A 3739-nucleotide genomic window follows, 5' to 3' on the forward strand; every position below is an offset into this window, starting at 1 on the left:
TTTTTAAGTGTGCCCGCCAGCCCATCAATCTCTACGTAAGGGGTCGTCGGCAGCGCCGATCCGCAATCACGCACCTTTGCCGTCCGCGTCAGCCTGCCCAACGATCCGCGTGTGCTGCTCGGCATGACCGCCAGCATCGAAGCCTCGGCGGCCAATGAGCGGCAGCTGGTCTCGATCCCGCTGAGCGCACTGGCCGAGCAAGGCACCCAATCGATCGTCTGGACCGTCGATCGTGGCGCCGACACCGTGCATGCCCGTCCGATCAAGGTTGCCGAGTTCGCCGCCGATGGCGTGCGTGTCGCAGAGGGTTTGAAACCCGGCGATGTCGTGGTCGCCGCCGGAACGCAATTCATGACCGAAAACCTGAAAGTGAAGCTCGCCGGCGATACGGCGCTGCAATCGGCATCCGCGGCAGACGGCGACGCCAAGCAGGTGCGCTGACGACAGACAACCGGCTGCGCGTTCCCGCAGTCGCTGGTTTCCGGGCGGCAGGCGCCCGACCGAGACGCTCGATTGATGTAACCCCCACATCGATTTCGCGTCCCACCGCGATGAGTGCTTCTCCGCTCGGAGAGCCTTGCCGCCCGGAAGCCACTACGAACCCTCGATTTGTTGCGCTAGATAGATGGACCAGCGTCGATGACCAATTCCACGGAAGAGAAGCGGCCCTTCAACCTGTCGCGCTGGGCAATCGGCCATCCCGCCATTGCGCGGTTCCTGTTCGGCCTGATCATCATTTCCGGCGCGCTCGGCCTGATGCGCATGGGCCAGAAGGAAGATCCCGATTTCACCTTCCGGGTCATGGTCGTCCAGGCGATCTGGCCGGGCTCCTCGATCAAGGAGATGGAAGACCAGGTCGTCAACAAGATCGAACGCAAGCTGCAGGAAACGCCGCATCTCGACTTCGTGCGCTCCTTCACCCGCGCCGGCAGCGCCATCATCACCGTGCAGATCAAGGGCGACACCAACACCGCCGAGGTGACCGACGCCTTCTACCAGGTGCGCAAGAAGGTCGGCGATATCCAGGGCGACCTGCCGCAGGGCCTGCTCGGCCCGTATTTCAACGACGAATTCGGCGACACCTTCATCACCCTGCATTCGATCAGCGGCGATGGCTTCAGCTATCCCGAGCTGAAGAAGTTCGCCATCCAGGCGCGCGACATGCTTTTGACGACGCCCGGCGTCGAGAAGGCCGTCATCATCGGCGACCAGCCGGAAAAGCTCTATATCGACGTCTCGTCCAAGGCGCTCGCCGAACGCGGCCTGACGCTGACCGATCTGCAGAATGCGATCAAGGGACAGAACAACGTCGACCCGGCCGGCTCCGTCGATACCGGCACCAACTCGGTGCGCATCTCCGTCGAGGGCGATGTCGGCAAGGTCGAGGATATCAGGAACCTGCGCCTGCGCGCCGGCGGCCAGGTCACAAGGTTGGGCGACATCGCCACGGTGAGTTCGGGGCTGGAAGATCCGTTCCAGCGCAAATACCGCTTCAACGGTCACGACAGCGTGCAGTTGGGCGTCGTCATGGCCAAGGGCTTCAAGGTTACCGACGTCGGCAAGGATGTCGAGGCCACCTACAAGCGCTTCGAGGAGGCGCTGCCCTACGGCGTTTCGGTCGACCAGATCTCCGACCAGCCGGGCGTCGTCACCGATGCGGTGGCGGAGTTCATGCATGCGCTTGGCGAAGCGTTGCTGATCGTGCTCGTCGTCTCGTTCCTGTCGATCGGTTGGCGTTCCGGCCTGGTCATCGCCATCGCCATCCCGCTGGTGCTGGCCGCGACCTTCGCCATCATGTACGAGCTCGGCATCGACCTGCAGCGCATCTCGCTCGGCGCGCTGATCATCGCGCTCGGTCTTCTGGTCGACGACGCGATGATCGTCGTCGAGATGATGGAGCGCAAGCTTGAGGAGGGGATGGTCAAGGTGGAGGCGGCGAGCTTCGCCTATTCCTCGACCGCCTTCCCGATGCTGACCGGCACGCTGATCACCACGGCCGGCTTCATTCCGGTCGGCTTCGCGGCCTCGACCGCCGGCGAATATGTCCGCACCCTGTTCTATGTCGTTGGCATCGCGCTGATCGTCTCCTGGTTCGTCGCGGTCTATTTCACGCCATGGCTCGGCAACATGATCCTCAAGCAGCGCAAGCATGCCGGCAGCCATCACGATGTCTTCGACACGCGTTTCTACCGCCGGCTTCGTGCCACCGTCAGCTGGGCCGTGCGCCATCGCATCATCGTCCTGGTGATGACGCTGGTCACCTTCGGCACCAGCCTGTGGGCTTTCCAGTTCATTCCGCAGAACTTCTTCCCGCAATCGTCGCGGCCGGAAATCCTCGTCGACCTCTGGCTGCCGGAAGGCACCAGCATCAAGGAAGTCGAGGCGCAGGCCAAGGCGCTCGAGACCAAGATGATGGACGACAAGGACAAGCGTTTCATCGCCACCTATATCGGCGAGGGCGCGCCGCGCTTCTTCCTGCCGCTCGACCAGCAGCTGAGCAACCCCAACTTTGCCCAGCTGCTCGTCATGGCCAATGACGAACCGGCTCGCGAACGTCTGATCGTCAAGTTGCGTACCGTGCTGGCGCAAGACTTCCCGTCCATCCGCGCCAAGGTCGATCGTCTGTTCCTCGGCCCGCCGACCGGCTGGCCGGTGCAGATGCGCGTCATGGGGCCGGATCGCCAGGAGGTGCGCCGCATCGCCGACCAGGTGAAGGCGAAGTTCCGTGAGGATCCGCTGCTTGGCGCCGTGCATGATGACTGGCTGGAGCCGGTTCCGGCGATGAAGCTGGTCATCGACCAGGATCGTGCCCGCGCACTCGGCGTCACCTCGCAGCGCATCCGCCAGATGCTGCAGGCGACGATGTCCGGCGCGCCGCTCGACGACTTCCGCGACGGCGAGGAGACGGTGTCCATCGTCGCCCGCGAGCCGGATGCCAGCCGCAGCCTGCTGTCCTCGGTCAACTCGGTCTATATCCCGACCGACTTCGGTGGTTTCGTGCCGCTGTCGCAGGTGGCCAAGGTGGTGCCGGTGCTGGAGCAAGGCATCGAGTGGCGCCGCGACCGCCTGCCGACCATCAGCGTGCGCGCCACGCTGCCCGACGGCGTGCAGTCCAACGACGTCGTCACCAAGATGTACAATGACATGAAGGACCTGCGTGCGGGTCTGGCGCCCGGTTACAAGATCGAAATCCAGGGCGGTGCGGAAGATTCGGCGGAAAGCCAGGCTTCGATCGCCGCCAAGGCACCGATCATGCTGGCCGTCATTGTCGTGCTTTTGATGATCCAGCTGCAGAACTTCGGCAAGGCGATGCTGGTGCTGGCGACCGGTCCGCTTGGCATTATCGGTGCTGCCGCGGCACTCCTGATCAGCGGTGCGCCGTTCGGCTTCGTCGCCATTCTCGGCGTCATCGCGCTGCTCGGCATCATCATGCGCAACTCGATCATCCTGGTCGACCAGATCGACCAGGACATCGCCGCGGGCATGGACCGCTACGAGGCCATCATCGGTTCGGCCGTTCGCCGTTTCCGGCCGATCACGCTGACGGCGCTGACGGCGGTTCTGGCGCTGATCCCGATCTCGCGCGGTGTCTTCTGGGGTCCGCTCGCCTACGCCATGATGGGCGGCATCCTGGTTGCCACGGTGCTGACCATCCTGGTCCTGCCGGCCGGTTACGCCCTGTTCTTCGGCCGCGAGCCGAAGAAGCGCGGGGCGGAGGGACGGACGGACGAACTGGAAC

Annotated in this window: 1 protein-coding gene and 1 pseudogene; both read left to right on the top strand. The window is 64.0% G+C overall.

Annotation, left to right across the window (positions count from 1 at the left end):
- Positions 1-48 precede the first annotated feature (48 nt).
- A pseudogene (locus EN943_RS35865) lies at positions 49-441 on the top strand (efflux RND transporter periplasmic adaptor subunit); the annotation flags it as partial.
- A gap of 198 nt (positions 442-639) precedes the next feature.
- Positions 640-3739: efflux RND transporter permease subunit (locus EN943_RS35870; protein WP_164778567.1), on the top strand; the 3100-nt coding region annotated here is incomplete at its 3' end.

Origin of the sequence: Mesorhizobium sp. M7A.F.Ca.US.006.01.1.1 (assembly GCF_003997935.1) — a bacterium.
In the GTDB taxonomy this organism is placed as follows: domain Bacteria; phylum Pseudomonadota; class Alphaproteobacteria; order Rhizobiales; family Rhizobiaceae; genus Mesorhizobium.